This window comes from Burkholderia sp. APQ4-4ca, assembly GCF_057837105.1.
In genome coordinates this window covers 52,373-77,736 of record NZ_JBYQCG010000242.1, presented here as the reverse complement: position 1 = coordinate 77,736, position 25,364 = coordinate 52,373, and the positions used below count along the sequence as shown (strand labels likewise).

Sequence of the window (25,364 nt, the reverse complement as noted above, 5' to 3'; positions counted from 1 at the left end):
CTTTCACGGTGAGTACAGGGGTTCGAATCCCCTAGGGGACGCCAGATTTCGGCGTCGTTCGAACAAACGACGCGCCGGCAGGAAGTAACCGACGCCTGCCAGGCAAGCAGCAAGACTGGAGCGGTAGTTCAGTCGGTTAGAATACCGGCCTGTCACGCCGGGGGTCGCGGGTTCGAGTCCCGTCCGCTCCGCCAGAAATGAAGAAGCCCGCCGCGTGCGGGCTTTTTCATTTGCGTCGTTTGTGGTGCCCGCTTGCGGGCACGTGTCTGCGGAGCGGAGGAAGCCGCCGGCGCGGCTTCCGGCGGGACTCGAAGGGCTGCGCTTGCAAGCGCAGCCGCGGCCTGCGGGATGTAGGCGAGTCCCGTCCGCTCCGCCAGAAAATGAAGAAGCCCGCCGCGTGCGGGCTTTTTCATTTGCGTCGTTGGTGACGCCTTCCGCTTACGCCTATCCCGCGTGCCGCATCGCGCGCCGCGCCCCTACGAGAAATTCGCGATTGCATCCGCACGCGACTGCGCTATCGTGGCGGGATGCGTTTCCGACTCCTGCGCGATGCTCGATCCGACCGACCTGCGACTCCTGTATCAGCTCCGCCCCGCGGAGCCCGCCGATTTTCCGTATGCCGAAGCGCTCACGCACGGCAACATGGGCGGCTACTACAAGCGCCACGGGCTCGTGTGGCGCAGCGACCTGTTCTATGCGAGCTGGCGCGAATCGGAGAACTTCATCCTCGAAGCCGACGGCGAGCGCATCGGCGTGCTGCGCGTGACCGAGGAGGGCGATTCGCTGCATATCCGCGACGTACAGATCGCGGCTGGCCATCGCGGGCAAGGCGCCGGCACCTACATGCTCGAGATGTCGCATCGGTGGGCGCGTGCGCGCGGGCTGCACGAACTGCAGTTACGCGTGTTCGTCGACAATCCTGCCGCGCATCTGTACCTGCGCATGGGCTACCGGGTTACCGGGCCGCGGCTTGCGCAACTCGGCTCGATCCGTCATATGGTGCGGCCGGTCTGACGGTCCGGCGCGCCGGACCGCGCGATCAGCGGGCCGCGTCGATTGCGCCGTCGTCGTCCGGTGTTTCGTTTTCCGCGACGTCGCCTTCCGGGCCTCGATGCTCGTAGCCGCGCAGCATGAACGCGCGCGGGCTTTCCCCGAATGCGCGGCGGAACATGGCCGAGAACGCGCTCTGGCTCTGATAGCCGAGTTCGCGCGCGATGTGCGACAGCGGGCGCCCCTGGTTCAGCAGCGGGATCGCCCGCGCGAGCAGCGCCTGCTGGCGCCACTGAGAAAAGCTCACGCCCAGTTCCTGCTTGAAGAGCCGGGAGATCGTGCGCGTGCTCGCGCCGACCTCGCTCGCCCAGTGTTCGAGCGACTCCGCATGCGCGGGCTGCGCGAGTACCGATTCGCACAGCAGGCGCAGCCGTTTTTCGTCCGGCATCGGCACCGCGAGCGGCAACGGTTCGGCATGGCTCAGCTCATCGAGCACGAGCCCGCACAGCAGGCGCTCGCGCGCGGCGCTCAGGTCGCGCGCGTCGAGTGCGACGATCAGCTCGCGCAGCAGTCCCGTCACCTCGACGACGCGGCATGCATCGAGCCCGCCCGGCACGATAGACTCGTCGATATACAGCGTGCGCAGGTAGGCCTCCTCGACGATCACGACTTCGTGCGTCACGTGCGGCGGCACCCAGATCGCGCGGGACGGCGGCACCATCCAGGTCGTGCCGGTCGTCGCCACGCGCAGCACGCCGCGCGACGCATACGCGAGCTGCGCCCACGCATGCGTGTGCAGTGGAATGCGGCGGCCGGCATCGACCTGCCGTGCGCGCACGCGCATCGGATGAACGGCGGTCGGCGCGAATTCCGGCGGAATGTCGATGACGTCGTACGGGTTCGATACGTCGGCTGAGGCGGGCGGATTCATGAACGGTTCGGGCGGCGCGGCGGCGATGCCGTTATTTTAGAAGGCGCAGCGCTTGCGCATGCGGCGGTTTTTTGGGCCATCATGCCGGGTTCAAATGAACTTTGTGTGGGCGCCGGCGAATCCGCAGCGGCTCCCCGAAGCCGGTCGTCCGAAGCCGGTCGGGTCGACGGTTCGAACCATCGGACCGGTATCGCGGTCTACCGATGCGTGCGCCACGTCGCGCCCATCGCGCGCCGATCGCACGCCAACACGGCAACACACGAATCGAAGAGGAGAACCACGATGCGCCACGTATTCGTCTATGGCACCTTGAGAGCCGGACAGGCCAACGACATCGCCCATGCGGCCGCCCGCCACGGCATCGCCGCGCCGACACTGCTGGGCGCGGCCGCGCTACCGGGCGAACTGGTCGATTTCGGCATGTATCCGGGCATGATCGCCGGGACGGCCGGCAAGTCGCTGGTGTGGGGCGACGTCTATGCGGTCGACGAGCAGCTCGTCCCGGTGCTCGACGAGATCGAGCGCGTCTATCCGGGCGTCGACTCACTGTTCAAGCCGGAGGAGGTAACGGTCGAGCTCGGCGGCCGGCAGTACGCGTGCCTGTATTATCCGGTCGCCGCGGATGCGGCAGCCGGGCGCCCGCGCATCGCGTCCGGCGACTGGGTTCAGCACCGGCGCGAGCAGGAAGCCGCCTGAGCGTGCCTGCAGGCGGCGGCTGGATTCGCCGCAAAAGAGAAAGCGCCCCGCGGGCGCTTTTTTCATGCCGGTGACCCGTCATCGCATGCGACTGCCGACACGGCGTGGCCGCTCGGCGATCGCAGCGGGCGGCGTCGTCAGATTTCCTCGTACAGCGGCAGCGTCAGGAATTCGGTGAAGCCTTCCGACGTGGACATCTGCTCGAAGATTGCCGCGGCGCGTTCGTACGGCTGCGTGTTGCCGCCGACCGAGCGCTTCACGTTGTCGAGCTCCATCTTCGCGAATTCGCGCACGAGGTCGGCCGTGACCTTGCGGCCGTCGTCGAGCACGCCCTTCGGCGAGCGGATCCATTGCCACACCTGCGAGCGGGAAATCTCGGCCGTCGCCGCGTCTTCCATCAGGTTGTGGATCGGCACGCAGCCGTTGCCGTCGAGCCACGCGCCGAGGTAGTGAATTCCCACGTTGATGTTGTTGCGCAGGCCGGCTTCGGTGATTGGCGCTTCCGGCTGGAAGTCGAGCAGGTTCCTGCCTTCGACCTGCACGTCGTCGCGCTGCTTCGCGATCTGGTTCGGCTGGTCGCCCAGCACCTTGACGAACTCCTCCATCGCGATCGGCACGAGGCCCGGGTGCGCGACCCAGCCGCCGTCGTAGCCGTCGGTCGCGTCGCGCTGCTTGTCCGAGCGCACGCCGCCCATCGCCTTGTCGTTCGCTTCCGGATCGTTCTTGATCGGAATCAGCGCGCTCATCCCGCCGATCGCCGGCGCGTTGCGCTTGTGGCACGTCTTCAGCAGCAGCAGCGCGTACGCACGCATGAACGGCACGGTCATCGTGATCTTCGAACGGTCGGCCAGGCAGAAGTCGCGGTCGTTCTTGAACTTCTTGATCGCCGAGAAGATGTAGTCCCAGCGGCCGGCGTTCAGGCCCGAGCTGTGTTCGCGCAGTTCGTACAGGATCTCGTCCATCTCGAACGCGGCGAGAATCGTCTCGATCAGCACCGTCGCGCGGATCGTGCCGCGCGGCACGCCGACCGCTTCCTGCGCGGCGACGAAGATGTCGTTCCACAGGCGCGCCTCGAGATGGCTTTCCATCTTCGGCAGGTAGAAGTACGGGCCCGAGCCGCGCGCGATCAGTTCCTTCGCGTTGTGGAACAGGAACAGCGCGAAATCGAAGATGCCGCCGGACACGCGCTGGCCGTCGACCGTCACGTGCTTCTCGTCGAGATGCCAGCCGCGCGGACGCACGATCAGCGTCGCGACCTTGTCGTTCAGCTTGTACGACTTGCCGTTCTGCTCGAGCGAGATCGTGCGGCGCACTGCGTCCTTCAGGTTGATCTGGCCGTCGATCTGGTTCGTCCAGCTCGGCGCGTTCGAATCCTCGAAATCCGTCATGTACGAATCGGCGCCCGAGTTCAGCGCGTTGATGATCATCTTGCGCTCGACCGGGCCCGTGATCTCGACGCGGCGGCATTGCAGGTCGGCCGGCAGCGGCGCGACCTTCCAGTCGCCGGCGCGGATCGCCTGCGTCTCGGCGAGGAAATCGGGGCGCTCGCCCGCGTCGAGGCGTTTCGTGCGCTCGGCGCGCGCCTGCAGCAGCGTCTGGCGACGCGCTTCGAACGTGCGATGCAGCGACGCGACGAGCGCCAGCGCGTCGGGCGTCAGGATCGCTTCGTAACCCGGCTTGATTTCGCCGGTGATCGTCATGCCTTGCGGCAGCGTGATCGGGGTGCTCATGAGTCTCATCTCCTTGGTCGGTCAGTTGCGGTTTCGGTGAAAGGGGAAGGCGGCAGCTGCGAACGTCACGCACCTGGGCCGGGGCGCGTGCGATTTGCGGGTCTGCCGGACGGAGCCGGGGCGGGGGTGGCGAGGAAGGCGAGCAGGTCGCCCATGCCGGTGCCCGTGCCGTCGGGCGGCGCGCCGAGTTCCTCGGCAGGTGCGCCCGTGCGGTTGAGCCAGAACGTCGTGTAGCCGAACCAGGTGGCGCCGGCGACGTCCCATGCGTTCGACGACACGAACACGATGTCGCGCGGGTTCGCCCCGAACGCGGCGGTGCCGAGCGCATAGGCGGCCGGGCTCGGCTTGTACGCGCGCACGGCATCGGCCGACAGCACGCGATCGAACAGGCCGGTCATGCCCGCGCTCTTGATCGCGATGTCGAGCATCTGCGGGGTGCCGTTCGACAGGATCGCGAGCGGCGGGCGCGGGTCGAGCGCGCGCAGCTTGCGCAGCGCGGGCACCGTGTCGGGATAGGTGGACAGGCATGCGTATTCGTCCATCAGCCGCTTCTCGGCCGCGCTGTTCAGCCCGAGGCCGAGCCGGCGCGCGGCGAACCGCAGCGCATCGAGCGTGATGTCCCGGAACGGGCGGTAGTGCGCGCCGGCCGGATCGGCGAGCGTGCGCAGCTGCGAGTATTCGATCTGCTTGCGTCGCCACAGCTGCGACAACCGTTCCCCGTGTCCGGGAAACATCTGCTCGGCCGCGGCCAGCACGGCGCGCACGTCGAACAACGTGCCGAATGCGTCGAAGAGAATGGCGTCGGGAGAGGAGAGTGTCGTTGTGGCCGACATAGCCTTGCGCTCCAGTTTCAGAGGTCGGGTCGATTCTATTCGTGATCGAAGGTGCTAAAAAAGACGCTAAACATCACTTGATCTTTTACTTTCCTATACCTAATCTGAGCGGCTCAAGCTATTTGAAGGGCGGCGATGTCGTCCTCTCGAGTGATTCATGGACCGGTTCAAACAGATCGAAACGTTCGCCGCGGTCGCGGCCAAGGGCAGCCTGTCGGCGGCCGCGCACGCGGAAGGCGTCGCGCCGGCGATCATCGGCCGCCGCCTCGACGCGCTCGAGGAGCGGCTCGGCGTGAAGCTCCTGGTGCGCACGACGCGCAAGCTCACGCTGACGTTCGAAGGGTCGGCGTTCCTCGAGGATTGCCAGCGCATCATCAACGACATGCAGAACGCGGAAGCGAGCGTGTCCGCCGGCGGCGTCAAGGCGAGCGGCCATCTGCGGATATCCGCGCCGGCCGGCTTCGGCCGGCGGCACGTCGCGCCGCTCGTGCCCGAATTCAGCGGCGCGCATCCGGACGTGTCGGTCACGCTCGACCTGTCCGACCGGATGGTCGACCTCGTCAACGAAGGGTTCGATTGCGCGGTGCGGCTCGGCGAGCTGCCCGACTCGTCGCTCGTGTCGCTGAAGCTCGGCGAGAACCGCCGCGTGTGCGTCGCGTCGCCCGCGTATCTCGCGCGGCGCGGCACGCCGGCCACGCTCGCGGAACTGGCGCGGCACAACTGCCTCGCGCTCGCGGCGAACGCGAACCAGCAGCGCGGCTGGGCGTTCCAGGAGGGCGACAAGGTCGTGTCGATCCGCGTAAACGGCACAATGGAATGCTCGGACGGCGCGGTGCTGCACGAGTGGTGCCTCGCCGGCCACGGGCTCGCGTGGCGCTCGTGGTGGGAAGTCGGCGAGGACATCGCGGCCGGCCGGCTCGTCAGCGTGCTCGACGCGTTCGCCGCGCCGCCGATCGGCATTCACGCGGTGTTTCCGCAGCGCCGGCATCTGCCGCTGCGCGTGCGGCTGTTTCTCGATTACCTGAAGCACACGTACGAGCGGCCCGGTTATTGGGGCGAGTAGGCGCCGCGCGCCCGCGTGTTTCCGATATGAGGGCGAACCCGCTGGCGGTGCGGCTTGCGCGGTTTCGCACACTACAATCGTAAGAGGCATGCGCGCGGTGTCGCGGCCGGCTCGGCCGGAGCCGGGGCGCGCGGCGTGCGACTGACGAAGGAGGGCGCGATGTTCCGGCACATCCTCGTTCCAACCGACGGTTCCGAACTGTCGCAAAAGGCAATCGACGGCGCGATCGACCTGGCTCGCGCGGTCGGCGCGCGCGTGACGGCCTACGCGTGCCTGCCGCAATATCCGTACTCGCCGTTTTCCGAAGTGATCATCGAGCCGCCCGCCGATTTCCGCGCGCGCAGCGAGCGCGAAGCGCGTGCGCATCTCGACGAGGTGGAAGCGGCGGCGAAGGCGGCCGGCGTGGCGTGCGACACGTGGACGAGCGTGCATCCGTCGCCGTATCTCGGCATCATCGAGGCGGCCGAACGCGGCGGGTGCGACGTGATCTTCATGGCGTCCCACGGACGCCGCGGGCTCGGCAGCCTGCTGATCGGCAGCGAGACGCAGCGCGTGCTGACCCATACGAAAATTCCGGTGATCGTCTATCGGTAGGGCAGCGCCGGCCGTGGCGGGGCGGGCTGCGCGTCGGAAAAAGGGCGCGCCGGACCAAGCCGGCGCGCAGCGTTGCTGGCGGCCCGCAGGCCGCGCGGCGGGTCGCGCGATCGGACTCGCGTGCCTGGCGTCTCCTCCCTGATTGTCGTTCCGGTGGCCGATGCCGCGGCGTCGCGAGACGCGGCGGCCATCGGCGTCACGCCTTGCCGTGTTACGCGACCTTCTTGCCGTCGAAGAACTGTTCGTCCTCGGTCGAGCCGTGCAGCGCGGTCGTCGATGCTTCGCGTTCGACCGTCTGCGTCACCGCGTCGAAGTAGCCGGTGCCGACCTCGCGCTGGTGCTTGACGGCCGTGAAGCCCTTGTCGGCCGCCGCGAACTCGGCTTGCTGCAGTTCGACGAACGCGCTCATCTGCGTGCGGGCGTAACCGTGCGCGAGGTTGAACATCGAGTAGTTCAGTGCATGGAAGCCGGCCAGCGTGATGAACTGGAACTTGTAGCCCATCGCGCCGAGTTCCTTCTGAAACTTCGCGATCGTCGCGTCGTCGAGGTTCTTCTTCCAGTTGAACGACGGCGAGCAGTTGTACGACAGCAGCTTGCCCGGGAACTGCTTGTGGATCGCTTCCGCGAACTTCTTCGCGTACTCGAGATCGGGCTTGCCCGTTTCGCACCAGATCAGGTCCGCGTACGGTGCGTACGCGAGGCCGCGCGAGATCGCCTGCTCGAGGCCCGGCTTCGTGCGGAAGAAGCCTTCCACCGTGCGCTCGCCCGTGAGGAACGGCTTGTCGTTGTCGTCGACGTCGGACGTGATCAGGTCGGCCGCTTCCGCGTCGGTGCGCGCGACCAGCACGGTCGGCGTGCCCATCACGTCGGCCGCGAGACGCGCGGCCGACAGCTTCGCGACCGCTTCGCGCGTCGGCACGAGCACCTTGCCGCCCATGTGGCCGCACTTCTTCACCGATGCGAGCTGATCTTCGAAGTGAACGCCCGACGCGCCGGCCTCGATCATCGCCTTCATCAGCTCGAACGCGTTGAGCACGCCGCCGAAGCCGGCTTCCGCATCGGCGACGATCGGGGCGAAGAAATCGACGTAGCCTTCGTCGCCCGGGTTCTTGCCTTCCGACCACTGGATCTGGTCGGCGCGCGTGAGCGTGTTGTTGATGCGCTTGACGACGAGCGGCACCGAGTTCGCCGGGTACAGCGACTGGTCAGGGTACATTTCGCCCGCGACGTTCGCATCGCCGGCCACTTGCCAGCCGGACAGGTAAATGGCCTTCAGGCCGGCCTTCACCTGCTGCATCGCCTGATTGCCGGTCAGCGCGCCGAGTGCATTGACGAACGGCTCGTTGTTGATGAGGCTCCACAGTTTTTCCGCGCCGCGCTTGGCCAGCGTGTGCTCGATCGGGATGGAGCCGCGCAGGCGGACCACGTCCTCAGCCAAGTAGCTGCGCTTGATGCCCTTCCAGCGCGGATCGGTTTCCCATTGCTGCTGCAGTTCCTGTGCTTGTTGCTGACGCGACATGATGAGCTCCTTGATGCGATGTATGCGTGACGGCCGAATCCGGCGGTGACGATGCGGTTCGCGAGGCGGGGAAGCGATGCGTTCCGGTTCGCGAAGTCTTGTATAAGAGTCTAGGCAAATCGGCGGGAGCGAAACAGGGGCTGGCTCGGGAAGTGTGGAATTTTTTAATTGTTGTTAATCAATGGGTTGCCTGCACAATTTCGAGATAAGAAATGCGCTTTCCCATCCCGCAATCGCGCGGGTTGTGCCGTGCAGCATGATTTTTTACGACGCAAAAAAATTTCCCGCATCGTGAAATTGGCGGCGAGGCGAAAAAAAACCGGCGCGGATGCGCCGGTTTGCTGAATGGGCGAGGTGCCCATCCGCAGGGCGGCCGCAAGACCGCCCGTGCGTGCTTACGATGCCGAATTGCTACGGCGCGGGCCGCCGCTGCGTTGGCCCTCGCGACGCGGGCCGCCATCGCGGCTGCCGCCCGGCTTGCCACTCCAGCCGCCGCCATTGCCGCCGCCGTAGCTGCGACCGTTGCCGCTGCCGCCGCCGTTGCCGCCATAACCGCCGCCCGGCTTGCCGCCGAAACGACGACCGCCGTTACCGCCGCCCGGACGGCCGCGGCCGCCGGTGCCGCCGTTACGCGGGGGCGCCTTGCGCGGCTCGAAACCTTCGATCACGTTGACCGGCAGCGGCGCGCGCACGAAGCGCTCGATGCGCTTGAGCGCGCCTTGCTCGGCGTGGTGCACGAGGCTCACCGCGGTGCCCGAACGGCCCGCGCGGCCGGTACGGCCGATACGGTGCACGTAGTCTTCCGCGAACTTCGGCAGGTCGTAGTTGAATACGTGCGTGATGCCCGGGATGTCGATGCCGCGTGCCGCGACGTCGGTCGCCACCAGCACGCGCACGCGGCGCTCGCGCAGCGCACGGATCGTGCGGTTGCGCGCGCCCTGCGGCAGGTCGCCGTGCAGCGCGGCCGATTCGAAGCCTGCGTCGGCGAGACGGCCGGCGAGCTGGTCGGCGTCGATCTTGGTCGCCGTGAAGATGATCGCCTGGTCGAGCGCGTCGTCGCGCAGCAGGTGATCGAGCAGGCGATCCTTGTGATCGCGGTCGTCGACGTAGTGAACCGTCTGCGCGATGTTCGCGCGCGACTCGAGGCGCTGCTGGATCTCGATGCGTTCCGGATCCTTCAGCAGGCGGCTCGTCAGCGAACCGATCTTGCCGTCGAGCGTGGCCGAGAACAGCATCGTCTGGCGCGATTCCGGCGTGGCGGCGACGATCGTTTCGATGTCGTCGATGAAGCCCATGTCGAGCATGCGGTCGGCTTCGTCGAGCACGAGCATCTTCAGTTCGGACAGGTCGATGCGGCCGCGCTCGAGGTGGTCGAGCAGGCGGCCCGGCGTGGCGACCAGGATTTCCGGGTTCTTCGCGAGCAGCATCAGCTGCTGGCCGTAGGCGACGCCGCCGAGGATGCTGACCGTGCGCAGGCGCTTCAGGTGCTTGCCGTACGTCGAGGCGGCCGTCGTGACCTGCATCGCGAGTTCACGGGTCGGCGTCAGCACGAGCAGGCCCGGGCGCGCGACGGGTTGCGGGCGGCGCGCGCGGCGGTCGCCCTGGTTCGGGTCGCGCGGCGCGCGCGGCTGTTGCGCCTGCGTCTTCTGGAGCTGCGCGAAACGTTCGATCGCGGGCAGCATGAATGCGGCGGTCTTGCCCGAACCGGTCGGGCTCGACACCAGCAGGTCGCGGCCGGCGATGCCGGCCGGAATCGCGCGCTGCTGGACCGGCGTCGGCTTCACGTAGCCGGCGGCCTGCAGCGCGGAGACGATCTCCGGCGACAACCCGAGCGACGCGAAGCTCGGCTCGTCCGACGCCGGTTCGACCGCGGCCGGTGCGGCGGCGTCGTCGAGACCGAGCGCCTGGTCGGCGATCGCGTTGAGCGGGCTGGAGTTGATGCTCGAAGTCATAACAATCCTTGAAACACAGTGGGTGAAACGTCGGCGCCAATCGCGCATACCCAAGTCGTCGGATTCAGCGAGCAAATCGGGAAACGGGTGCAATCCGCCGAACCGTCGGCGGATGAGGCATTAGAAGCTGTTTTGGGTGCGGCGCGCTTCAGGAGCGGGGCCGCCAGCCTAGTTGACGACCGCAAGGGTCGAAGCAGGAGGGGACAGGTTCTAAACCGGATTGGAGCTTAACGCTACGAGGCGTCGGGCCGGAACGGCTTCGAGCCGAGCGCGGGAGATGACGCAGGCAGCATTATAAAGAAATTTGCTGCGCTGCGCCACTGATTTGATTGCGTATTGCGATGACGGCGATCCGGTCAGGACGCCGTGCCGTTTTTCAGCGATTCGACGAGTTCGATGTACTGCTGCTTCGCCGCATCCTGCGACGTGCCCTTCAGGGCTTCCCACGCATCGTACTTGTACTTGCCGACGATGTCGGTGAAGCCGGGCTTGTCGCCGTGCGCATCGCCGTCGGTCGCCTGCTTGAAGAGCGCGTACAGGCGCAGCAGGGTCAGGTTGCCCGGCCGTTCCGTCAGCTGCTTGACGTCGATCTGGGCCTGGTCGAATTGGGCGGTGAGTTCGCTCATCGGGTGTCTCCGTAAGGGTTTCAGCTCGGCCGATCTTAACAAGCGGACCGTCGCGCCGGGTCGAGCGATCCTTCCAAACCGGCGCTGGCGCCGCACGTGCGCACAGATCGGGCCCGATCGCCCGTGGGAGCGGGACGGCGCATTACAATGTCGCCCATGACGCAAACAGTGCTCCTCGCCATCGATACGTCGACCGAATACTGCTCGGTCGCGCTGCTGCGCTCGGCTCCGGCCGATGACGCCGTTTCCACTCCGCAAACCTGGGTCCGTCACGAGCTGACGGGCGCCGTGTCGAGCACGCGCGTGCTGCCGGCGATCCAGGAACTCTTCGCCGAATCCGGGCTGACGCTCGCCGACTGCGACGCGATCGCGTTCGGCGCGGGCCCCGGCTCGTTCACCGGCCTGCGTACCGCGACGGGCATTACCCAGGGCCTCGCGTTCGGGGGCGGGTTGCCGGTCGTGCCGATCGGCACGCTGCTCGCATGCGCCGAGCATGCACGGCTGCGCGCGCCCGGCACGACCCGCGTGCTCGCCGCGCTCGACGCGCGAATGGACGAAGCCTACTGGGCGGATTTCGAATGGGACGACGGCGCCGGCGACTGGCGCACGCTGCATCCGGCGTCGCTCGACGCACCGGGCGCCGTCGGCGTGCCCGATGCGCCGTTTACGCTCGCCGGCAATGCAGCCGCGGCGTTCGGCGCGCAATTGCCGGCCGCCGCGCGGGCGGCCGCGATCGACGGCGATGCGCTGCCGCATGCGCTGGCGGTCGCGCATGCCGCGCTGCGGGCGTTCCGCGCCGGACGTGCGGTGCCGGCCGATCAGGCCGCGCCGGAATACGTGCGCGACAAAGTCGCGCAGACCACGGCGGAGCGCCTCGCCGCACGGGCCGCGCAGACAGGCGGGGCGAAGGGATGACGGGCGTGCTGCTGAGCGACCGCTATCTGGCGCCGATGACGGACGCCGATCTCGACGAGGTCGTTGCGATCGAGCAGGTCGCGTACGAATTCCCGTGGAGCCGTGGCAATTTCGAGGATTCGCTGCGCAACGGCTATCTGGGCGTGTGCCTGCGGCACGTGACGGGCTCGCTCGTCGGCTATTGCGTGCTGATGCCCGTGATCGACGAGATGCATCTGCTGAACCTGTGTGTCGCGCCGGCCGCGCAGCATGCGGGCGCGGGCCTCGCGCTGCTGCGCGAGGCGGTGCGCATTTCGCGCGCGGAACGGCTCGACGGCGTGCTGCTCGAGGTGCGACCGTCCAATCCGCGCGCGATTCATCTGTACGAGCGCTTCGGCTTCGTGACGATCGGCCGGCGCAAGAACTACTATCCGGCGAAGCATCGCAGCCGGGAAGACGCGATCGTGATGCGTCTGACGCTGAACAAGGACGAGGGGGATGCGCATGGCGTGGGCTGAATCGGCGCTCGAGGAACTGGGCCTCGCGCAGATCTGGGTGCGGCGCGGGCAGCGCGCGGACGAAGGCGCGGCAGCCGACGCGCCTGCCGTCGCGCAAACCGCCGCGACGGTTGACGGTTCGGCCGTCGCGGCCGATCGGCCGGTGCGTGCCGCGCGTGCACTGGCGCAGGACGATGCGCCGACGACCGTCGCGCGTGGCGCCGCCGGCGCTTCGGCCGCTCGCGAGTCGCGGGTGTCGGCGCACGGTGTCGACGAGGATGCTCGCCCGCCTGCGCAAGCTGCGTCGGCCGCATCGCCCGATACGATGCCGCCGAAGGATGATGCGCCGCCTGCAGCGGACGACGATTTCGCCTGGTTCGACGCGGCGCCGCCGGGCGAATCCGTGCCCGTGCCGCTCACCGAATCGCGCCCCGCCGGCACGCCGGTGGCCGCGCTCGACTGGGATGCGCTGGCCGCGCGCGTGGCCGACTGCACGCTGTGCCGCCTGTGCGAGAAGCGGACCAACACCGTGTTCGGCGTCGGCGACCGCGAAGCGGACTGGATGCTGATCGGCGAAGCGCCGGGCGAGAACGAGGACAAGCAGGGCGAGCCGTTCGTCGGCCAGGCCGGCAAGCTGCTCGACAACATGCTGCAGTCGCTGTCGCTCAAGCGCGGCGACAACGTGTATATCGCCAACGTGATCAAGTGCCGCCCGCCCGGCAACCGCAACCCGGAGCCGGACGAAGTTGCGCGCTGCGAGCCGTATCTGCAGCGCCAGGTCGCGCTCGTGAAGCCGAAGCTGATCGTCGCGCTCGGCCGTTTCGCCGCCCAGACGCTGCTGAAGACGGACGCGAGCATCGCGTCGCTGCGCGGCCGCGCGCATGCGTACGAGGGCGTGCCGGTGATCGTCACCTACCACCCGGCATACCTGTTGCGCAGCCTTCAGGACAAGTCGAAGGCGTGGGCCGACCTGTGCCTCGCGCGCGACACGTTCCAGCGTGCGCAAGGCGGCGACGCGAACGGCCCGACCGGGTCATGACGAGCGGCGCGGCGTGCGCGTTTGTCGATACGCTGCATGACGTCGCGGTGCGCGATCTGGGCTGGCTGCTGGCCAGCCCGAGCCTGCTCACCGCGGTGCCGGGCGCGCCGCTCGCGCGCCCGTGGCCGGATGCGGCGGGCCAGGCGGCCGTCGAAGCGTGGCTTGCCGCGCTCGATGCGCAGCCCGGGCCGCTGCATCGTGCGCTCGACGGGTTTCGGCCCACCCGGCTCGGCCGCTACGCCGAATGCCTGCTCGAGTATTTCCTGACCCACGGGCCGTCGCTGCGGCTCGTCGCAGCGAATCTGCCGCTGCGCAGCAACGGCCGCACGCTCGGCGAAGTCGATTTCCTCGTCGATGCGCCGGACGGCCGGCGCTTGCACTGGGAACTCGCGGTGAAGTGCTATCTGTGCGCGCCGGTCCGCGACGGCGCATCGCTCGCCGAATTCGTCGGCCCCAATCTCGTCGACCGGTTCGACCGCAAGCGCAGCCGGCTGCTCGACCATCAGTTGCGGCTCGGCGAACACGACGGCTTTGCCCGGCTCGGCTACGGCGCGCCGTCCGACGCGCAGATGTTCATCAAGGGCTGGCTGTTCCATCCGCACGGCGCGCCGGTGCCGCCGGTGTCCGCCGAAATTGCGCCGGATCATCCGCGCGGTTTCTGGCTGACGCACGCGCAGTGGCCGGCGTGGGCGGCCGCGCAGCGTGACGGCGTCGCATGGAGCGTGTTGCCGCGGCTGGCGTGGCTGGCGCCGCGACGTGTCGCTGCGGGCGCAGGTTTCGAGCCCGAGCCGCTGGCGAGCGCACGGGAACTGCCGCCCGTGCTGGCGACGCGCCAGGCGCCCGACCTGATCGCGATCCACGAAAAGAGTAGTGACGGCACGTGGCGCGAGACGGCGCGCGGGTTCGTCGTGCCCGACGACTGGCCGGCGCGCGCACAGGCGTTCGCCGCGCAGGATCATTGACGCCGCGTCAGCAGCCGCTCACCACCAGCGATGAAAGTGATGGACCGGGCCGACGCCGTGACCGACGTCGAGGTGGCCGCTCGCGGCGATGGCGCCGGTCAGGTAGGTTTTTGCTTCGCGTACCGCGCTTTCCAGGTCGGGCTGCTGCGGCAGCAGCGCGGCGATCGCCGACGACAGCGTGCAGCCGGTGCCGTGCGTGTTGCTGACCGGCACGCGCGTGCCGTCGAGCCGCACGGTGCGGGCCGCCTCGACGAGCCAGTCGGGGCTCGCGGACGCATCGGGCAGGTGGCCGCCCTTCATCAGCACGGCGCGCGCGCCCGTTTGCAGCAACGCCTGGCCTTGCCGGACCATGTCGTCTTCGGTGGTGGCGGGCGCATCGTTCAGCAGCGCGGCCGCTTCGGGCAGGTTCGGCGTGACGACCGTCGCGAGCGGCAGCAGCGTGTCGCGCAGCGCGTCGACGGCATCGGGCGCGAGCAGCGCGTGCGAACTTTTCGAGATCATCACCGTGTCCAGCACGACGAAGCGCGGCGCGTAACGGCGCAGCGCATCGGCGACCGCCCGCACGATCGGCGCGTTCGCGAGCATCCCGATCTTGACCGCATCGATGCGGATGTCGTCGAACACCGCGTCGAGCTGCGCGGTCACGAAGGCGGCGTCCGGCGCATGCACGCCCGTCACGCCGCGCGTGTTCTGCGCGGTCAGCGCGGTGATCACGCTCGCGCCATACGCGCCGAGCGCGGAAAACGTCTTCAGGTCGGCCTGGATGCCTGCGCCGCCGCCCGAATCGGAGCCGGCGATCGTCAGGATGTTGGGTATCGGGTGCGTCATGAGGGCAACGCGCCGGTTCGAGGACCGGCGCCGGCGGACGAAAACCGGAAGTGTAGCGTCAGTGCCGCGATTCGCCGATCAGCGCGACCGAGTCGAACTGACGCTGGTTCGCCTGGTGGCGCCGCATCACGAGCCACATCGTCAGGCAGACGAACGTGCCGAACAGCACGATCACGACGCCGACCGGCACGTCGAGCCAGACGAGCACCGCATACAGGCACAGCATCACGAGCACCGACAGGTTCTCGTTGAAGTTCTGCACGGCGATCGAATGGCCGGCCGACAGCAGCACGTGGCCGCGATGCTGCAGCAGCGCGTTCATCGGCACGACGAAGTAGCCGGACAGCGCGCCGACGCCGATCAGGAAGATGTACGCGACGATCAGGTAGAACGGCAGGCGCAGATGGCCGAAATGCAAGGCCCAGTGCGACGGGAACAGGTCACGCGTGTAGAACGCCATCAGCATCACCGCGATGCCCATAATGATGCCGACGGGCAGCACGGTCAGCGACTTCTTCAGCGGAATCCGGGCGGCGGCGGCAATCGCCCCCCCCGCGACGCCGACCGCGACCACGGCCTGCAGGATCGCGCCTTCGGACAGCGACATGTTGAGCGACACCTCGGCCCACTTCAGCACGATGAACTGCAGCGTCGCGCCCGCCCCCCAGAACAGGGTCGTGACCGCGAGCGAAATCTGGCCGAGCTTGTCGCGCCAGAGCACCATGAAGCAGTCGGCGAAATCGGTGAGCAGCTTGACCGGGCCGCGTTCCTGCTTCGGATAGCGGGCGCCGGTATCGGGAATCCGCAGGTTGAAGATCGCGGCGACCACGTAGATCGCCATGATGATCGCCATCGCGGCTTCGGCGGGCGTGCCGATCCAGGCGGGCGTGTGCGCGATCACGTGCGCCGCGATGTGCGGGCTGATCAGCGCGCCGCCGAGCACGGTGCCGAGGATGATCGAGCTGACGGTCGTGCCTTCGATCCAGCCGTTCGCGGCGACGAGCCGGTCGGCCGGCAGCAACTCGGTGAGAATCCCGTATTTGGCGGGCGAGTAGGCCGCCGCGCCGAACCCGACGATCCCGTACGCGATCAGCGGGTGGGCGCCGAACAGCATGATCAGGCAGCCGACCACCTTGATCGAGTTGGTGATGAACATCACGCGGCCCTTCGGACGCGAATCCGCGAACGCGCCGACATACGCCGCCAACACCACATACGACAACACGAAGAACAGCTTCAGCAGCGGTGTCATCCAGTTGGGGGCGTGAAGGTCTTTCAGCAGGGCGATGGCGGCGATGAGAAGCGCATTGTCGGCCAGCGACGAGAAAAACTGCGCGGCCATGATGGTGTAAAAACCTTTTTTCATCTGATGCGATGCTTTCGTCGCTGCGGCAGGGCCGCGTAGGCCGCCTGGTATGCGATCGGCTTATTCCGTTCGAAATGGGTTGTGCGCACGGCTTTATAACATGAAAATACGCGAATTCGGACTAGCAAGATTCCCCGATCGTTCCGCAAATTGTCGGCTTCGGTGCTCAAAAGGCGCGGTAAGCTGATGATTCGCAAGCGTCTTTACGTAAATTTCCCATGCCGCGCCCGATCTCCGCCACCATCCACACCGCCGCTCTCGCGAACAATCTCTCCGTCGTCCGCCGCTTTGCCGGCCCGTCCAAGGTCTGGGCGGTCGTCAAGGCCAACGCGTACGGCCACGGTCTCGCCCGCGCGTTTCCGGGCCTGCGCGGCACCGACGGCTTCGGCCTGCTCGACCTCGACGAGGCCGTGAAGCTGCGCGAGCTCGGCTGGGCCGGCCCGATCCTGCTGCTCGAAGGCTTCTTCCGCTCGACCGACATCGACGTGATCGACCGCTACAGCCTGACCACGACCGTCCACAACGACGAGCAGATGCGGATGCTGGAAACGGCGCGGCTGTCGAAACCCGTGAACGTGCAGCTCAAGATGAACAGCGGGATGAACCGGCTCGGTTACATGCCGGAAAAATACCGTGCCGCGTGGGAGCGCGCCCGCGCGTGCCCCGGCATCGGCCAGATCACGTTGATGACCCATTTTTCGGACGCGGACAACGAGCGCGGCGTCGCCGAGCAGCTCGCGACGTTCGAGCGCGGCGCGGAAAGCATCGCCGGCGCGCGCAGCCTCGCGAATTCGGCGGCCGTGCTGTGGCATCCGGATACGCACTTCGACTGGGTGCGGCCGGGGATCGTGCTGTATGGGGCGTCGCCGTCCGGGCTGTCGTCCGATATCGCCGACACGGGGTTGAAGCCCGCGATGACGCTCTCGTCCGAACTGATCGCGGTGCAGACGATCGGGAAGGGCCAGGCGATCGGCTATGGCTCGACGTTTTCGACGCAGGTGCCGATGCGGATCGGCGTCGTCGCGTGCGGCTACGCGGACGGCTATCCGCGCGTGGCGCCGGAAGGCACGCCCGTGATCGTCGACGGCATCCGCACGCGGATCGTCGGTCGCGTGTCGATGGACATGATCACCGTCGACCTGACGCCGTGCCCGCAGGCCGGCGTCGGCGCGCGGGTCGAGCTGTGGGGCAATGCGCTGCCGATCGACGACGTCGCGCGCCATTGCGGGACGATCGGCTATGAGCTGATGTGCGCGGTCGCTGCCCGCGTGCCGGTGCGAGCGGAATAAGGGCGTCGCGCGTGGCCAAACAGAAAACCGTTTACGTCTGCAGCGAGTGCGGCGGACAGACCCCGAAGTGGCAGGGCCAGTGCCCGTCGTGCCAGGCGTGGAACACCCTCGTCGAATCGGTCGCCGAGTCGTCGGCCGCCCATCGGTTCCAGTCGCTCGCGAAGCGGGCGCCGGTCCAGCGTCTCGCCGACATCGAGGCCGCCGACGTCCCGCGCTTCTCGACCGGCATCGGCGAATTCGACCGCGTGCTGGGCGGCGGGCTGGTGCCCGGCGGCGTCGTGCTGATCGGCGGCGACCCGGGCATCGGCAAGTCGACGCTGCTGCTGCAGTCGCTCGCGGATATCGCGAACGAGCGGCGCGCGCTCTATATCAGCGGCGAGGAATCGGCCGCGCAGATCGCGTTGCGCGCGCAACGGCTCGCGCTGCTCGACGGCGGCGCGCCGGCGGCCGAACTGAAGCTGCTCGCCGAGATCCAGCTCGAGAAGATCCAGGCCGCGATCGATGCGGAGCGGCCGGACGTGGCCGTCATCGACTCGATCCAGACCGTCTATTCGGAAGCGCTGACGTCGGCGCCGGGCTCGGTCGCGCAGGTGCGCGAGTGCGCGGCGCAGCTCACGCGCATCGCGAAACAGTCGGGCACCGCGATCATCATGGTCGGGCACGTGACGAAGGAGGGCAACCTGGCCGGCCCGCGCGTGCTCGAGCACATCGTCGACACGGTGCTGTACTTCGAGGGCGACACGCATTCATCGTTCCGGCTCGTGCGCGCGTTCAAGAATCGCTTCGGCGCGGTCAACGAACTCGGCGTGTTCGCGATGACCGAGCGCGGGCTGCGCGGGGTGGCCAATCCGTCCGCGCTGTTCCTGTCGCAGCACGAGCAGGTCGTGCCCGGCTCGTGCGTGCTCGTCACGCAGGAAGGCACGCGCCCGCTGCTCGTCGAAATCCAGGCGCTCGTCGATACGGCGCACGTGCCGAACCCGCGCCGGCTCGCGGTCGGCCTCGAGCAGAACCGGCTCGCGATGCTGCTCGCGGTGCTGCATCGCCACGCGGGCATCGCGGCCTTCGACCAGGACGTGTTCCTGAACGCGGTGGGCGGCGTGAAGATCACCGAGCCGGCCGCCGACCTCGCGGTGCTGCTCGCGATTCACTCGTCGATGCGCAACAAGGCGCTGCCGAAGGGGCTGATCGTGTTCGGCGAGGTGGGGCTGGCGGGCGAGATCCGGCCGTCGCCGCGTGGGCAGGAACGGCTGCGCGAGGCGGCGAAGCTCGGCTTCACGTCCGCGCTGATCCCGAAGGCGAATGCGCCGAAACAGCCGATCGAAGGGCTGAACGTGATGGCCGTCGAGCGGCTCGAGCAGGCGATCGACCGCGTGCGCGATCTTGAATGAGCGGCCCGGCGCGCGCACGGTTCGCGCGTCGCCGGGCGATCTGTCGCGTAATTCGTTGTAAAGAATATGTAGGCTGCTGTAACCCGCCGGACATCGCTTTTCCCTATCCTTTGCCGGATTGTCGAACCGCGCAATGCGAAGGGAACCTATGTTGAAATCGTATGGGGAAGCGCCGGGCGGACGCCTTTACAACCTGCGCGGCTGCCGCGTGTCGGAGCCGATTCGCCAGCCGTGGGGCGGCGGATGCCGGATCGTCGAATGGATCGACGAAGAAGGGCGCTTGGCGCGCAAGGTCGTGTCCGAGGACGTGACGGAAGCGGAAGTCGCCGCGGCGATCCGTCGGCCGACCGAAGGGCGCCGGTACCTGATGGACGACGACGAGCAGATGCCGCGCGATACGCTGCCGCGTCGCTGAGCGGAGGGTGCGGCGGGCATACGGGCCGGCCGACGCAGCCACGTCGAACGCGGCCGTGACAACGAGGCCGGGCGAGGGCGCCCGGCCTCGTCGTTTCCGGGGCCGGCGCGGCCGGGCGGATTCGTGGGGCGTCGACGCGCCGACACGCTGGGCCGCCGATGACGCGCTCGTCGCCTGACGGCGCCGGCGGCCGCGTTCAGCCAATCTGCTCGAGTTCTTCCTGCACGGCGAGCCAGTCGGCCTCGACCGTCTCGAGCCGGGTCGTGACCTCGCCGAGTTTGCGGATCGCGTCGGTCAGTTCCGTCTTGCGTGCGGCTTCATAGCTCGCCGGGTCGGCGACGAACGCGTCGAGGCGCGCCTTCTCCGCGTGCAGCGTTTCCATTTCCTTTTCGAGCTTCGTGATGCGGTTCTGCAGCGGCTTCTTCAACTGGGACAGCCGCTGGCGTTCCTCGGCCGCCTGGCGCTTCTGGTCCTTGCGGTTGACGCCCGGATCGGCGCCCGCGGCGGCCGCGCTGTCGGCTTTCGCGGCCGCGCGCTGCTCGGCCGCATGCTGCAGCAGCCAGTCGCGATAGTCGTCGAGGTCGCCGTCGAACGGCTGCAGCCGGTGCTTCGCGACCAGCATGAACTGGTCGGTCGTCGCGCGCAGCAGGTGGCGGTCGTGCGACACGAGGATCAGCGTGCCTTCGAATTGCGCGAGCGCCATCGTCAGCGCATGGCGCGTTTCGAGGTCGAGGTGGTTCGTCGGTTCGTCGAGCAGCAGCAGGTTCGGCTTCTGCCAGATGATCAGCGCCAGCGCGAGACGCGCTTTTTCGCCGCCCGAGAACGGCCCGACCGGGCTGGTCGCCATGTCGCCGGAGAAATTGAAGCCGCCGAGGAAGTCGCGCAACTCCTGTTCGCGCGTGTCGGGCGCGAGCCGCGCGAGGTGCGCGAGCGGCGAATCGTCTTCGCGCAGCGTTTCGAGCTGGTGCTGCGCGAAATAGCCGATCGTCAGCCCCTTGCCGTCTCGGACGTGCCCCGACAGCGGCGCGAGCGTGCCGGCCAGCGTCTTGATCAGCGTCGACTTGCCCTGGCCGTTCGCGCCGAGCAGGCCGATGCGCTGGCCGTTCTGGATCGACAGCGCGACGCGCTCGACGATCGGGATGTCCGTTCCGTCGTCGGCATGGTAGCCGCAGCGGACGTCCTCCATCACCATCATCGGGTTCGGCGCGGCATCGGGCGTGCGGAACTCGAACGTGAACGGCGACGCGATGTGCGCGGGCGCGATCAGTTCCATCTTCTCGAGCGCCTTCATCCGGCTTTGCGCCTGCTTGGCCTTGGTCGCCTTGGCCTTGAAGCGGTCGACGAAGCTCTGCAGGTGCTCGATCGTCTTCTGCTGCTTTTCGTATGCGCTTTGCTGCAGCGCCAGTTGCTGCGCGCGCAGCACTTCGAACTGCGAGTAGTTGCCGCCGTAGCGCTTCACCTGGCGGTTTTCCAGATGCAGCGTGACGTTGCAGATCGAATCGAGGAATTCGCGATCGTGCGAAATCACGACGAGCGTGCCGGGGTAGCGGTGCAGCCAGTCTTCGAGCCAGACGATCGCGTCGAGGTCGAGGTGGTTCGTCGGTTCGTCGAGCAGCAGCAGGTCGGAGCGGCACATCAGCGCCTGCGCGAGGTTAAGACGCATGCGCCAGCCGCCGGAGAAGCTCGCGACGGATTCGCGCGTTTGCGCGAGCGTGAAGCCGAGGCCGAGCAGCAGCGCTTCGGCGCGGGCCGGCGCGGTGTAGCCGTCGGCATCGGCGAAGGCCGCGTGCGCGTCGGCTTCGGCCGCGCCGTCATGCGCGGCCGACGCGGCGGCGATGCGGGCCTCGATCTCGCGCAGCGCGGTATCGCCGTCGAGCGTGTAGTCGAGCGCGGAACGATCGACCGCGGGCGTTTCCTGCGACACGTGGGCGATCCGCCACGACGGCGGCATCGAGAAATCGCCTCCGTCGGAATGCAGCTCGCCGCGCAGGACGGAAAACAGCGTCGACTTGCCGGCGCCGTTCGCGCCGATCAGGCCGGCTTTCTCGCCGGGATTGAGCACGAACGAGGTCGACTCGAACAGCGGCTTGGTGCCGCGCGCAAGGCTGAACTGATTGAAACGGATCACGGCGGAAATGACTGGCCAAAACCGCTATTCTAGACCGCGCGCCGGTCCCGCCGGGCATCGGCCGTTCGGCGGATGCCGCAACGGCGCAATTTCGCCTAGACTCCACGTCGATCGGTTTCGTAAAAGGAGTGCCCGATGTCCACCCTGTATTCGTTCAGCGCAGAGACGCTCGCCGGTGCGCCGGTATCGCTCGACGCGTATCGCGGCAAGGTGCTGCTGATCGTCAATACCGCGAGCGAGTGCGGTTTCACGCCGCAGTACGCGGGGCTGCAGAAGCTGTACGACCAGTACGCGGCGCGCGGCTTCTTCGTGCTCGGCTTCCCGTGCAACCAGTTCGGCAAGCAGGAGCCGGGCGATGCCGAGCAGATCGGTGCGTTCTGCGAACGCAACTACGGCGTCACATTCCCGATGTTCGCGAAGATCGACGTAAAGGGCGACCACGCGCATCCGCTGTACCGCTACCTGACCGACGAGGCGCCCGGCATTCTCGGCCTCAAGGCGATCAAGTGGAATTTCACGAAATTCCTGATCGACCGCGAAGGGCGCATCGTCAAGCGCTACGCGCCGTCCACCAAGCCCGAGGAAATCGCCGCGGACATTGACAAGCTGCTGTGACGGCGCCGCGCCGCGTGCGCAGCGCGGTGCGGATCGTGCGGGCGCGTCGGTCGGCGCGGCCGTTACAGGATCGGCGCGAACAGCCGCGCGACGTGCATCGCGATGCGCCGCCAGGCGGGCGACTGCCGGTATTCGTCCGCGTCGACCTCGTACGCCTGCGCGAAGTCGGCGTCGAGCATCGTCTCGACCTCGTCGGCGAATGCCGGGTCGACGGTCAGCACCATGACCTCGAAATTGAGGCGGAACGAGCGGTTGTCGAGATTCGCGCTGCCGATCGCCGCCGCGACGCGATCGATCAGCACGACTTTCTGGTGCAGGAAACCGGGTCGGTAGCGGAACACCTTCACGCCCGCATCGACGAGGTCGCGCGCGTAAAGCTTCGACGCCTCGAACACGACGTAGTGATCGCGCCGGCTCGGAATCAGGATGCGCACGTCGACGCCGCGCATCACGGCGAGCTTCAGCGCGGACACCACGGCTTCGTCGGGCACGAGGTACGGCGTGGTGATCCAGACCCGCTCGCGGGCGGCGTTGATCGATTCGACGAAGAACAGCGAGCCGGTCTCCTGCTTGTCGGCCGGCCCCATCGGCACCGCGAGGCAGTGCATGCCGTCGCCGGGCTGCGCGGGCGGCGGCAGCGCGATGGGCGGCAGCTTCTGCGTCGCCCAGTGCCAGTCTTCGGCGAACACGTACTGAATGCTCGCCACCACGGGGCCGCGTATCTCGATGTGGGTGTCCCGCCATGGCGACAGGCGCGGATTCGCGCCGAGATATTCGACGCCGACGTTGTGGCCGCCGACGAACGCCCGATTGCCGTCGACGACGACGATCTTGCGATGGTTGCGGAAGTTCAGCTGGAAGCGGTTGACGAATTTCCGGTTGGTCGCGAACGGATGAACCTCGACACCGCCCCGGCGCAATGCGTGGACGTAGCTGTGGGGCAGGTCGAAGCTGCCGATGCTGTCGTACAGCAGGCAGCAGCGTACGCCGGCGGCCACGCGCGCGAGCAGCGAGTCGCGCAGCATCCGGCCGAGCGCATCGTCGCGCACGATGAAGAACTGGACGAGCACGTAGTCGCGCGCGGCGTCGATCGCCGACAGGATGGCCGAGAACGTCGCGTCGCCGTTTACGAGCGTGCGCACCGAATTGCCGCCGAGGAACGGCATGCCGCCGAGCCGTGTGAGCGCGAGCACGGCAGCCTGGCCCAGCGCGTCGGCGGCCGGCCCGTCGGTCGCGTCGGTCGCGCGCCACGGCGAGCGCGGTGTGTGCGTGCGCAACATTTCAAGCTCGTGGCGCCGGGCGTCGACGTAGCCGGAGAATTTGCTGCGGCCGAGGAACAGGTATGGAACGAGCGTCAGGTACGGCATGGCCGTGAGCGAGACGGCCCACGCGATCGCGCCTTGCGACGTGCGCGTGTTCATGATTGCGTGGCATGCCGCGACGATCCCGAGCACGTGGATGGTCAGGATCAGGGTGCCGAGATGTAGCCAGTCGAGGGTCATGGGCGCTTAAAGGACTCCTGCGGGACGCCCGAAGGGGCTCCCGAAGTCGTGCGGCCGGGCGGTCGCCTACGCGCATCTTACCCAACCGTGCGGCGCAATGGTGCGGCGCACGGCGGGTCGGCCGGAACGCTCAGCCCTTGCGGGGCAGGTCCGACGCCTGGATCAGGAACACGGCGTCGTCCCCCGCGCTGGTGGGCAGCCACGTGAGCTCGAGGCCGCCGAACGCCGCTTCGACGTGCTCGCGCTCGTTGCCGATCTCGACGACGAGCACGCCGTCGTCATGCAGCCAGCGGTGCGCTTCGGCGACGATGCGTCGCACGATGTCCATCCCGTCGTCGCCGCCGGCGAGCGCCATCTCCGGCTCGTGCCGGTATTCGGGCGGCAGCGCGGCCATCGACGCGGCGTTCACGTACGGCGGGTTCGTCAGGATCACGTCGTAGCGCGAGTCGGGATCGGTGCGGAACGCGGGCAGCGGCGCGTAGAGGTCGCCGTGGTGCAGGCCGATGCGGTCTTCGAGGCCGTAGTCGCGCACGTTGATTGCCGCGACTTCGAGCGCCTTGTCCGACAGGTCGACCGCGTCGATCTCGGCGTTCGGGAACGCGCTCGCCGCAAGGATCGCGAGGCAGCCGGAGCCGGTGCACAGTTCGAGCACCGCGCCGACCTGCTCGGGGTCGGCGACATACGGCTGCAGCCCGTCGTCGAGCAGTTCGCCGATGAACGAGCGCGGCACGATCACGCGTTCGTCGACGTAGAAGCGGTGGCCGTGCATCCACGCTTCATGCGTGAGATACGCGGCCGGCACGCGGTCGGCCGCGCGTCGTTCGATCACCGCGAGCACGGCCGCGATCTCGTCGGGCAAGAGGCGTGCGTCGAGGAACGGCTCGAGCGTGTCGAGCGGCAGGTCGAGCGTATGCAGCACGAGGTAGGCCGCTTCGTCGTAGGCGTTGTCGGAACCGTGGCCGAACGCGAGTTTCGCTTTCGAGAAGCGCGTGACCGCGTAGCGCAGCAGGTCGCGGACTGTGGCAAAAGGTGTCGTCATGCGAGGCTCCGTCAGGCGATCAGTTGTTCGAGCACGCGTCGGTACACGTTCTTCAGCGGGTCGACGAAGCGCACTTCGATGTGCTCGTCGATCTTGTGGATGCTGCCGTTCGGCGGCCCGAACTCGATCACCTGCGGGCAGATGCGCGCGATGAAGCGGCCGTCCGACGTGCCGCCCGTCGTCGACAGTTCGGTCGTGATGCCGGTCTCGGTGCGGATCGCGTTTTCCAGCGCGCCCGACAGTTCGCCGCGCGGCGTGAGGAACGGCAGGCCGCTCACCGACCACTTCAGCGTGTATTCGAGGCCGTGCTTGTCGAGAATCGCGTGCACGCGGGCCTGCAGGCCTTCGACCGTGCTCGCGGTCGAGAAGCGGAAGTTGAACAGCAGGTCGGCGTGGCCGGGGATCACGTTGGTCGCGCCGGTGCCGGCGTGCAGGTTCGACACCTGCCAGGTGGTCGGCGGGAAGTAT

At 67.9% G+C, this 25,364-nt stretch carries 24 protein-coding genes and 1 tRNA gene; 13 read left to right on the top strand and 12 right to left on the bottom strand.

Annotated features, from left to right (window positions below):
* Positions 1-117: 117 nt before the first annotated feature.
* Both AC3IFE_RS31825 and AC3IFE_RS31820 read left to right on the top strand, forming a co-directional pair.
* Positions 118-194, top strand: a tRNA-Asp gene (locus AC3IFE_RS31825).
* A gap of 355 nt (positions 195-549) precedes the next feature.
* Complete coding sequence (locus AC3IFE_RS31820; protein ID WP_089467755.1) at positions 550-1,014, top strand: GNAT family N-acetyltransferase; 465 nt, start codon at positions 550-552, stop codon at positions 1,012-1,014.
* A 25-nt stretch (positions 1,015-1,039) separates the two neighbouring features.
* On the opposite strand, the gene AC3IFE_RS31815 is transcribed toward AC3IFE_RS31820, so the two are convergent.
* A complete protein-coding gene (locus AC3IFE_RS31815) occupies positions 1,040-1,921 on the bottom strand; it encodes an AraC family transcriptional regulator (protein WP_489194273.1) in 882 nt (293 codons plus the stop codon).
* Between the two features lie 282 nt (positions 1,922-2,203).
* Here AC3IFE_RS31815 and AC3IFE_RS31810 point away from each other — a divergent pair, with 282 nt between their 5' ends.
* A complete protein-coding gene (locus AC3IFE_RS31810; protein WP_089467753.1) occupies positions 2,204-2,617 on the top strand; it encodes a gamma-glutamylcyclotransferase family protein in 414 nt (137 codons plus the stop codon).
* A gap of 137 nt (positions 2,618-2,754) precedes the next feature.
* Here AC3IFE_RS31810 and aceB read toward each other — a convergent pair whose 3' ends face one another.
* The gene (gene aceB, locus AC3IFE_RS31805; protein WP_489194270.1) at positions 2,755-4,347 is read right to left on the bottom strand and encodes a malate synthase A; all 1,593 of its coding nucleotides are present in this window, start codon (positions 4,345-4,347) and stop codon (positions 2,755-2,757) included.
* Positions 4,348-4,412: 65 nt separating this feature from the next.
* Positions 4,413-5,180, bottom strand: coding sequence for a haloacid dehalogenase type II (locus AC3IFE_RS31800; RefSeq protein WP_489194268.1), 768 nt, complete (start codon positions 5,178-5,180; stop codon positions 4,413-4,415).
* Between the two features lie 157 nt (positions 5,181-5,337).
* On the opposite strand from AC3IFE_RS31800, the gene AC3IFE_RS31795 reads away from it, so the two are divergent.
* Positions 5,338-6,243 carry a LysR family transcriptional regulator gene (locus AC3IFE_RS31795; RefSeq protein ID WP_489194266.1) on the top strand — a complete coding sequence of 302 codons (906 nt, stop codon included), beginning with the start codon at positions 5,338-5,340 and terminating at the stop codon, positions 6,241-6,243.
* 159 nt (positions 6,244-6,402) lie between these two features.
* Complete coding sequence (locus AC3IFE_RS31790) at positions 6,403-6,837, top strand: universal stress protein (protein WP_011549516.1); 435 nt, start codon at positions 6,403-6,405, stop codon at positions 6,835-6,837.
* 211 nt (positions 6,838-7,048) lie between these two features.
* Here AC3IFE_RS31790 and aceA read toward each other — a convergent pair whose 3' ends face one another.
* From aceA to AC3IFE_RS31775, 3 genes are all read right to left on the bottom strand, one after another.
* Positions 7,049-8,356 (bottom strand): isocitrate lyase, encoded by a 1,308-nt coding sequence (gene aceA / locus AC3IFE_RS31785; protein WP_089467751.1) that lies wholly within the window; start codon positions 8,354-8,356, stop codon positions 7,049-7,051.
* A 395-nt stretch (positions 8,357-8,751) separates the two neighbouring features.
* Entirely contained in the window at positions 8,752-10,308 is a 1,557-nt protein-coding gene (locus tag AC3IFE_RS31780) for a DEAD/DEAH box helicase (RefSeq protein ID WP_489194263.1), read from the bottom strand.
* A 356-nt stretch (positions 10,309-10,664) separates the two neighbouring features.
* Positions 10,665-10,934, bottom strand: coding sequence for an acyl-CoA-binding protein (locus AC3IFE_RS31775; protein ID WP_006478462.1), 270 nt, complete (start codon positions 10,932-10,934; stop codon positions 10,665-10,667).
* A 147-nt stretch (positions 10,935-11,081) separates the two neighbouring features.
* On the opposite strand from AC3IFE_RS31775, the gene tsaB reads away from it, so the two are divergent.
* The 4 genes from tsaB to AC3IFE_RS31755 are packed head-to-tail and all read left to right on the top strand — an operon-like array spanning position 11,082 to position 14,326.
* Positions 11,082-11,849 carry a tRNA (adenosine(37)-N6)-threonylcarbamoyltransferase complex dimerization subunit type 1 TsaB gene (tsaB, locus tag AC3IFE_RS31770; protein WP_489194260.1) on the top strand — a complete coding sequence of 256 codons (768 nt, stop codon included), beginning with the start codon at positions 11,082-11,084 and terminating at the stop codon, positions 11,847-11,849.
* Positions 11,846-12,346, top strand: coding sequence for a ribosomal protein S18-alanine N-acetyltransferase (gene rimI, locus AC3IFE_RS31765; RefSeq protein ID WP_069617686.1), 501 nt, complete (start codon positions 11,846-11,848; stop codon positions 12,344-12,346). The genes tsaB and rimI overlap by 4 nt, the downstream gene beginning before the upstream one ends.
* Complete coding sequence (locus AC3IFE_RS31760; protein WP_489194258.1) at positions 12,333-13,364, top strand: uracil-DNA glycosylase; 1,032 nt, start codon at positions 12,333-12,335, stop codon at positions 13,362-13,364. The genes rimI and AC3IFE_RS31760 overlap by 14 nt, the downstream gene beginning before the upstream one ends.
* Positions 13,361-14,326 carry a DUF1853 family protein gene (locus AC3IFE_RS31755; RefSeq protein ID WP_489194255.1) on the top strand — a complete coding sequence of 322 codons (966 nt, stop codon included), beginning with the start codon at positions 13,361-13,363 and terminating at the stop codon, positions 14,324-14,326. The genes AC3IFE_RS31760 and AC3IFE_RS31755 overlap by 4 nt, the downstream gene beginning before the upstream one ends.
* Before the next feature lie 18 nt (positions 14,327-14,344).
* On the opposite strand, the gene thiD is transcribed toward AC3IFE_RS31755, so the two are convergent.
* Both thiD and lplT read right to left on the bottom strand, forming a co-directional pair.
* Positions 14,345-15,154: a bifunctional hydroxymethylpyrimidine kinase/phosphomethylpyrimidine kinase gene (thiD, locus tag AC3IFE_RS31750; protein ID WP_489194253.1), complete on the bottom strand. Its 810-nt coding sequence runs from the start codon at positions 15,152-15,154 to the stop codon at positions 14,345-14,347.
* Positions 15,155-15,212: 58 nt separating this feature from the next.
* Positions 15,213-16,520: a lysophospholipid transporter LplT gene (gene lplT / locus AC3IFE_RS31745; protein WP_489194251.1), complete on the bottom strand. Its 1,308-nt coding sequence runs from the start codon at positions 16,518-16,520 to the stop codon at positions 15,213-15,215.
* 218 nt (positions 16,521-16,738) lie between these two features.
* Here lplT and alr point away from each other — a divergent pair, with 218 nt between their 5' ends.
* The 3 genes from alr to AC3IFE_RS31730 all read left to right on the top strand — a co-directional run bounded on the left by alr (position 16,739) and on the right by AC3IFE_RS31730 (position 19,612).
* Positions 16,739-17,809 carry an alanine racemase gene (alr, locus tag AC3IFE_RS31740; RefSeq protein WP_089467745.1) on the top strand — a complete coding sequence of 357 codons (1,071 nt, stop codon included), beginning with the start codon at positions 16,739-16,741 and terminating at the stop codon, positions 17,807-17,809.
* A gap of 11 nt (positions 17,810-17,820) precedes the next feature.
* Entirely contained in the window at positions 17,821-19,197 is a 1,377-nt protein-coding gene (radA, locus tag AC3IFE_RS31735) for a DNA repair protein RadA (RefSeq protein WP_489194249.1), read from the top strand.
* Positions 19,198-19,345: 148 nt separating this feature from the next.
* Positions 19,346-19,612 carry a DUF2866 domain-containing protein gene (locus AC3IFE_RS31730; protein ID WP_050012917.1) on the top strand — a complete coding sequence of 89 codons (267 nt, stop codon included), beginning with the start codon at positions 19,346-19,348 and terminating at the stop codon, positions 19,610-19,612.
* Between the two features lie 196 nt (positions 19,613-19,808).
* On the opposite strand, the gene AC3IFE_RS31725 is transcribed toward AC3IFE_RS31730, so the two are convergent.
* Positions 19,809-21,740, bottom strand: a complete 1,932-nt coding sequence (locus tag AC3IFE_RS31725; RefSeq protein WP_175977370.1) for an ATP-binding cassette domain-containing protein — start codon at positions 21,738-21,740, stop codon at positions 19,809-19,811.
* A 135-nt stretch (positions 21,741-21,875) separates the two neighbouring features.
* Here AC3IFE_RS31725 and AC3IFE_RS31720 point away from each other — a divergent pair, with 135 nt between their 5' ends.
* Positions 21,876-22,355, top strand: coding sequence for a glutathione peroxidase (locus AC3IFE_RS31720; protein ID WP_089467743.1), 480 nt, complete (start codon positions 21,876-21,878; stop codon positions 22,353-22,355).
* 62 nt (positions 22,356-22,417) lie between these two features.
* On the opposite strand, the gene cls is transcribed toward AC3IFE_RS31720, so the two are convergent.
* The 3 genes from cls to AC3IFE_RS31705 form a co-directional block, all read right to left on the bottom strand.
* Positions 22,418-23,857, bottom strand: coding sequence for a cardiolipin synthase (cls, locus tag AC3IFE_RS31715; protein ID WP_489194247.1), 1,440 nt, complete (start codon positions 23,855-23,857; stop codon positions 22,418-22,420).
* A 130-nt stretch (positions 23,858-23,987) separates the two neighbouring features.
* Positions 23,988-24,896 carry a 50S ribosomal protein L3 N(5)-glutamine methyltransferase gene (prmB, locus tag AC3IFE_RS31710; protein ID WP_089467741.1) on the bottom strand — a complete coding sequence of 303 codons (909 nt, stop codon included), beginning with the start codon at positions 24,894-24,896 and terminating at the stop codon, positions 23,988-23,990.
* A gap of 11 nt (positions 24,897-24,907) precedes the next feature.
* Positions 24,908-25,364: M20/M25/M40 family metallo-hydrolase (locus AC3IFE_RS31705; RefSeq protein ID WP_489194244.1), on the bottom strand; the 457-nt coding region annotated here is incomplete at its 5' end.

Excerpts from the sequence above, each read along its gene's own strand:
- AC3IFE_RS31820 (WP_089467755.1), top strand. The coding sequence starts at position 550 with ATGCTCGATCCGACCGACCTGCGACTCCTGTATCAGCTCCGCCCCGCG.
- AC3IFE_RS31815 (WP_489194273.1), bottom strand. The coding sequence starts at position 1,921 with ATGAATCCGCCCGCCTCAGCCGACGTATCGAACCCGTACGACGTCATC.
- AC3IFE_RS31810 (WP_089467753.1), top strand. The coding sequence starts at position 2,204 with ATGCGCCACGTATTCGTCTATGGCACCTTGAGAGCCGGACAGGCCAAC.
- aceB (WP_489194270.1), bottom strand. The coding sequence starts at position 4,347 with ATGAGCACCCCGATCACGCTGCCGCAAGGCATGACGATCACCGGCGAA.
- AC3IFE_RS31800 (WP_489194268.1), bottom strand. The coding sequence starts at position 5,180 with ATGTCGGCCACAACGACACTCTCCTCTCCCGACGCCATTCTCTTCGAC.
- AC3IFE_RS31795 (WP_489194266.1), top strand. The coding sequence starts at position 5,338 with ATGGACCGGTTCAAACAGATCGAAACGTTCGCCGCGGTCGCGGCCAAG.
- AC3IFE_RS31790 (WP_011549516.1), top strand. The coding sequence starts at position 6,403 with ATGTTCCGGCACATCCTCGTTCCAACCGACGGTTCCGAACTGTCGCAA.
- aceA (WP_089467751.1), bottom strand. The coding sequence starts at position 8,356 with ATGTCGCGTCAGCAACAAGCACAGGAACTGCAGCAGCAATGGGAAACC.
- AC3IFE_RS31780 (WP_489194263.1), bottom strand. The coding sequence starts at position 10,308 with ATGACTTCGAGCATCAACTCCAGCCCGCTCAACGCGATCGCCGACCAG.
- AC3IFE_RS31775 (WP_006478462.1), bottom strand. The coding sequence starts at position 10,934 with ATGAGCGAACTCACCGCCCAATTCGACCAGGCCCAGATCGACGTCAAG.
- tsaB (WP_489194260.1), top strand. The coding sequence starts at position 11,082 with ATGTCGCCCATGACGCAAACAGTGCTCCTCGCCATCGATACGTCGACC.
- rimI (WP_069617686.1), top strand. The coding sequence starts at position 11,846 with ATGACGGGCGTGCTGCTGAGCGACCGCTATCTGGCGCCGATGACGGAC.
- AC3IFE_RS31760 (WP_489194258.1), top strand. The coding sequence starts at position 12,333 with ATGGCGTGGGCTGAATCGGCGCTCGAGGAACTGGGCCTCGCGCAGATC.
- AC3IFE_RS31755 (WP_489194255.1), top strand. The coding sequence starts at position 13,361 with ATGACGAGCGGCGCGGCGTGCGCGTTTGTCGATACGCTGCATGACGTC.
- thiD (WP_489194253.1), bottom strand. The coding sequence starts at position 15,154 with ATGACGCACCCGATACCCAACATCCTGACGATCGCCGGCTCCGATTCG.
- lplT (WP_489194251.1), bottom strand. The coding sequence starts at position 16,520 with ATGAAAAAAGGTTTTTACACCATCATGGCCGCGCAGTTTTTCTCGTCG.
- alr (WP_089467745.1), top strand. The coding sequence starts at position 16,739 with ATGCCGCGCCCGATCTCCGCCACCATCCACACCGCCGCTCTCGCGAAC.
- AC3IFE_RS31730 (WP_050012917.1), top strand. The coding sequence starts at position 19,346 with ATGTTGAAATCGTATGGGGAAGCGCCGGGCGGACGCCTTTACAACCTG.
- AC3IFE_RS31720 (WP_089467743.1), top strand. The coding sequence starts at position 21,876 with ATGTCCACCCTGTATTCGTTCAGCGCAGAGACGCTCGCCGGTGCGCCG.
- cls (WP_489194247.1), bottom strand. The coding sequence starts at position 23,857 with ATGACCCTCGACTGGCTACATCTCGGCACCCTGATCCTGACCATCCAC.
- prmB (WP_089467741.1), bottom strand. The coding sequence starts at position 24,896 with ATGACGACACCTTTTGCCACAGTCCGCGACCTGCTGCGCTACGCGGTC.